This is a genomic window from Microcystis sp. LE19-10.1B, assembly GCF_027530565.1.
Taxonomy (GTDB): domain Bacteria; phylum Cyanobacteriota; class Cyanobacteriia; order Cyanobacteriales; family Microcystaceae; genus Microcystis; species Microcystis aeruginosa.
This window is the reverse complement of the sequence record NZ_JAPZQM010000542.1, coordinates 1-3,608: the sequence shown is the minus strand read 5'-3', so window position 1 is coordinate 3,608 and position 3,608 is coordinate 1. Positions and strand designations below refer to the sequence as shown.

General features: G+C 33.4%; 7 protein-coding genes and 1 pseudogene. 2 read left to right on the top strand and 6 right to left on the bottom strand.

Translation table 11 applies throughout. From position 1 onward, the window contains the following. Positions 1 to 164 precede the first annotated feature (164 nt). The 4 genes and pseudogenes from O9332_RS28150 to O9332_RS19475 form a co-directional block, all read right to left on the bottom strand. A pseudogene (locus tag O9332_RS28150) lies at positions 165 to 242 on the bottom strand (type II toxin-antitoxin system HicA family toxin); the annotation flags it as partial. Next, on the bottom strand, positions 235 to 498 hold the full coding sequence (locus tag O9332_RS19485; protein WP_002757300.1) for a type II toxin-antitoxin system HicB family antitoxin: 264 nt from the start codon (positions 496 to 498) through the stop codon (positions 235 to 237). The gene O9332_RS19485 and the pseudogene O9332_RS28150, both read right to left, overlap by 8 nt. A gap of 203 nt (positions 499 to 701) precedes the next feature. Further along, entirely contained in the window at positions 702 to 1,034 is a 333-nt protein-coding gene (locus tag O9332_RS19480; protein ID WP_043998855.1) for a DUF5615 family PIN-like protein, read from the bottom strand. Further along, complete coding sequence (locus O9332_RS19475; protein ID WP_002757298.1) at positions 1,018 to 1,266, bottom strand: DUF433 domain-containing protein; 249 nt, start codon at positions 1,264 to 1,266, stop codon at positions 1,018 to 1,020. The genes O9332_RS19480 and O9332_RS19475 overlap by 17 nt, the downstream gene beginning before the upstream one ends. A 208-nt stretch (positions 1,267 to 1,474) precedes the next feature. Between O9332_RS19475 and O9332_RS19470 the strand changes: the two genes are divergently transcribed. Beyond that, positions 1,475 to 1,948 (top strand): PIN domain-containing protein, encoded by a 474-nt coding sequence (locus O9332_RS19470; protein ID WP_288026984.1) that lies wholly within the window; start codon positions 1,475 to 1,477, stop codon positions 1,946 to 1,948. Next, entirely contained in the window at positions 1,929 to 2,108 is a 180-nt protein-coding gene (locus tag O9332_RS19465) for a hypothetical protein (protein ID WP_002747316.1), read from the top strand. The genes O9332_RS19470 and O9332_RS19465 overlap by 20 nt, the downstream gene beginning before the upstream one ends. A gap of 70 nt (positions 2,109 to 2,178) precedes the next feature. Here O9332_RS19465 and O9332_RS19460 read toward each other — a convergent pair whose 3' ends face one another. Both O9332_RS19460 and O9332_RS19455 read right to left on the bottom strand, forming a co-directional pair. Further along, positions 2,179 to 2,661 (bottom strand): PIN domain-containing protein, encoded by a 483-nt coding sequence (locus O9332_RS19460; protein WP_288026981.1) that lies wholly within the window; start codon positions 2,659 to 2,661, stop codon positions 2,179 to 2,181. A gap of 5 nt (positions 2,662 to 2,666) precedes the next feature. Then, positions 2,667 to 2,906: a UPF0175 family protein gene (locus O9332_RS19455; RefSeq protein ID WP_002736878.1), complete on the bottom strand. Its 240-nt coding sequence runs from the start codon at positions 2,904 to 2,906 to the stop codon at positions 2,667 to 2,669. Positions 2,907 to 3,608 lie beyond the last annotated feature (702 nt).

Here is a 3,608-nt window from a genome sequence, read left to right as displayed (position 1 = left end):
ATTATTCCTCCCATCGAGAGCTATTCTGAATTGTAAGTTATAACTATTATAATCTCATTTCTCTTTGTGATCAAGTTGAAGATTTTCTAGTTTTTGACTGCTATAAGTATTAATACTCATTGCATAAGTGAGATGCTCCCGATCACCTGATCACCTTTTCCTTATCGATAAAATTGACAGCCTCCTTTTTCAAGAATTTTGATTAGTGCTTTGGGTTTAAGAGAAGGAATATTTTTAGGCATAAACTTTTCTGAGTTCGTAAGTTTCGGGAGTTTCAGAATCTCCCACAGTTAAAAATTCATGAAGTTCGTCTATAGGAATAGGACTGGTATATATATTGGCTTGATCATGATAAATCTCCCAAAAAGATTCAATCGCTTCTTTTAGTTTCTCCATAGCTTTTTCCTGAGTTTCTCCTTGTCCAACTAATCCATTTTCAAGACATAATGAAACCCAATAATCTGCACTTTTTCTCAGAATAACGGTATAAAAGTTCATGGTGATTGTTCCGTTGAAATTTTCATCGGGGATTAGAATTTACTCCAGCTTAATTTTAACACAAGACCAACCCAACAAACTGCCTTACCTCAATCTTTTAAATTAACGTCTTTGGATCATTTTATCAATAGACAATAAATAAGGCACATTATACTTTGTTAATGCACCCGATCAGAAAAGCGATCGCTGAGGATAATATATGATTATGCAATTACTAAAACGGACTCGGTAGAATTATCGCTAAATCTCTTAATAGCTTGTTTATGTTTTAAAATAAGACTGATTAGATGATGAGTGGTACAATTTCCAATCCTCAGCCAGATGAACTTTGGAGGTTGGCCATACAACAAACTCCGTTGATAAAAATCAGAATCTTTCGAGACAATTATCAATCCATTGATAGGCGCATATTGCCAAATCCTTTGATCGGGAAACCCTTTTAGGCTACAATCTCTAACATGAGCGCTATCGGGAAAATGTGATACCAGTAACAGAGGTAGTTTAGGTGATAAGTTTTCGTCAAATAGCAGTTTCATCGGGAATAACCATTAAACGACGATCCCGCTCGGCGGCAAATGCAAAACAGGCTTGTATATCTTCTAAGGTAAGATCGGGGAAATCATCTAATATTTCTTCAATAGTCATCCCTCCTCCTAGATAATCAAAAATATCTGCTACTGCAATACGAGTATTAACAATGCAAGGTTTGCTACTGCGAATGTCTGGGTTAATCACAATCCGATCTCGATATTTAGCTGCAAAAGACATAGTAATAATTGTTGTTGACTAATGATTATTATAGCTTAATGTTAACTGTACTTTAAGCTTGATAAATCTTAAAACCAAAGCCCTCGACTTTTAGGTTTCAAAAATTCTATTATCAATAAGGTGCATTACACTACCTTAATCCACTCTAAAAGAGCAGCGATCGCACTTTTGATGTTAAACTAAGATCAGAAAACTTTTTCTATCATTTATGAAAAAACTTAGAGTTTATATCGATACATCAGTCATTGCAGGCTGTTTAGATGATGAATTTTCCTTAGAGTCCAATCAATTGATGGAAGCCATTAAGCAAGAAAAGTTTATTTTGTTAATGAGTGATATCATTGTTAGCAAATTAATTAATGCTCCCCAATCGGTTAAAGATATTTTATTATCGATTCCGCAGAGAGTTATTGAAGTAGTTAAGATAACAGCTGAAGTTTTACAGTTAAGGAATGCTTATATCAATGAAGGAGTTGTTACATCAAAGTCTATTAATGATGCTACTCATGTAGCGGCTGCTACAATAGCTAGAGCGGCTGCAATCATATCATGGAATTTTAAACATATTGTGCGCCTAGATAAAATGAAAGGCTATAATCAAATTAATTTACTCAATGGCTACGGGATTTTGACTATTATTTCTCCTTTAGAGGTAACAATTGATCAAGCCAACGACAATTAAAAAAAGTTTTGACTGTTTAGCTTTTAAACAAACCAGTCAAGAAAAAATGGCTGAAGACATGAAAAATCTCAGCTATTCAGATCAGATTGAATATCTTCAAAAAAAGATTAATGAAAGTGATTTAAAGTTATGGTGGGAATCCATCAATAACAAGAAATAAGGCGCATTATACTCTGTTAATGCAGCCGACAAAATAAGCGTGCTGCTACGCAGTGCCTTCAGTATCACACTCAGTCTCCAAAAATGCTCTCAAATATCTCACGCTTGACTCTAAAGTTAATTTCTCTAAGTCTTTGATAAAAAATCTCCAAATTTTCAATTTCTATCTTTCCTTCTTTGAGAAGTTTACGAATAATCGCTAAAGTTCCTTTAACATTTAAGCCTAAGCGTAGTGCTTCTTTTCTTGCTGCAAAGTCATCAAGGATGATATAATCAGTTTGTAATTCTATTCCTAAAGTAATGGCATCAGATTCACCTTTCCCTAAACGTTCATTTAAACTATTTGCTAGAGAGATTAATTTAATATTTAGGATAATTAATTTCTGTTGATTGATCAGCTTATTAAGAGTCTCTGAAGATTGATCTTGTTTGGCATTAATTTCTTGTTGTACGGTTGCAGGCAAATAAAAATTATCATTAGAATCTAGTAATTTTTCTAAAAATCCTAACTGAGACAAAAAGATTAAAGGGTAAGAATTGAAAACAATTTTCATAGAGATTACCATTTTTTTTCTCTATCTATGTCTTCTGTAGTAAGATAAGAAAAATCGATTCCCATTAATTCTAAAATTTTCAAGAACATTTCTGTATCCATTTCCATGATTTCTGCGGCTTTATGAAGACTGATGATGCGAGAAACTAAAGCACCCACCACAAAAATAAATTGTTCTTTTTGTTCAATATTATCAAATAATTGAATTTCGGCGGCGATTTCTTGAAAAGTGGTCGAAGTATTCATTGTCTTGCTAAGTTTCATCAATTAAGACATATCTAACTTAATTTTAACGCAAAATCAACCCAACAAACTGCCCTTATCTCAATCTTTTAAATTATAGACAACAAATAAGGTGCATTAACAAAGTATAATGCACCCGATAAGAAAGCGATCGCACTTCATCAATTAACTCCGAGTTCGCCTTTTGAATTCCTCAATTCTTTTCTCTATCACTCTAGGGTTCGGGTTTTCCCAGTCATCTAGAGAATTATAAAGAATTGCTGGAATTAATACTTTTCTCTTTTTGTCAAATTTTATGTTAAGAAATATGTGACTATAGGATCGAGAAAACGGGTTTCTTTAAGAAACCCGTTTTCTTGACTCTGAGTCAAGTTAATCAGGTGGCTGGTAGGAGAAATCAAGGTTTAACCGCACCGAATTTAATTTGATTTTCTCTGATTCATGAATAAACCTGATGAAAAAAAAAATAAAAAAAAAATAAAAATAAGCATATTTTATATCCTATTGACGGTAGAAAAAAACGGTCTTAGGATGATGGAAACCATTAATTGATGGTTTGATAGTTTTGCAACATCTCAATAAATGCTGGTAAGGAAGCCGAAGTCAACCTAGAAAATGAACCCGCACTCGTGAGAAAGCATCGACTTAGGTTGCACTGAGGAAGAAAATCTGCTTTAACTAAGGATATGCTTCTTCCCATCGAGA

What these genes read in the sequence shown, in the direction of transcription:
- O9332_RS19470 (WP_288026984.1), top strand. Translation starts at nt 1,475, where the DNA reads ATGAAAAAACTTAGAGTTTATATCGATACATCAGTCATTGCAGGCTGT.
- O9332_RS19480 (WP_043998855.1), bottom strand. Translation starts at nt 1,034, where the DNA reads ATGAAACTGCTATTTGACGAAAACTTATCACCTAAACTACCTCTGTTA.
- O9332_RS19475 (WP_002757298.1), bottom strand. Translation starts at nt 1,266, where the DNA reads ATGTCTTTTGCAGCTAAATATCGAGATCGGATTGTGATTAACCCAGAC.
- O9332_RS19485 (WP_002757300.1), bottom strand. Translation starts at nt 498, where the DNA reads ATGAACTTTTATACCGTTATTCTGAGAAAAAGTGCAGATTATTGGGTT.
- O9332_RS19460 (WP_288026981.1), bottom strand. Translation starts at nt 2,661, where the DNA reads ATGAAAATTGTTTTCAATTCTTACCCTTTAATCTTTTTGTCTCAGTTA.
- O9332_RS19455 (WP_002736878.1), bottom strand. Translation starts at nt 2,906, where the DNA reads ATGAATACTTCGACCACTTTTCAAGAAATCGCCGCCGAAATTCAATTA.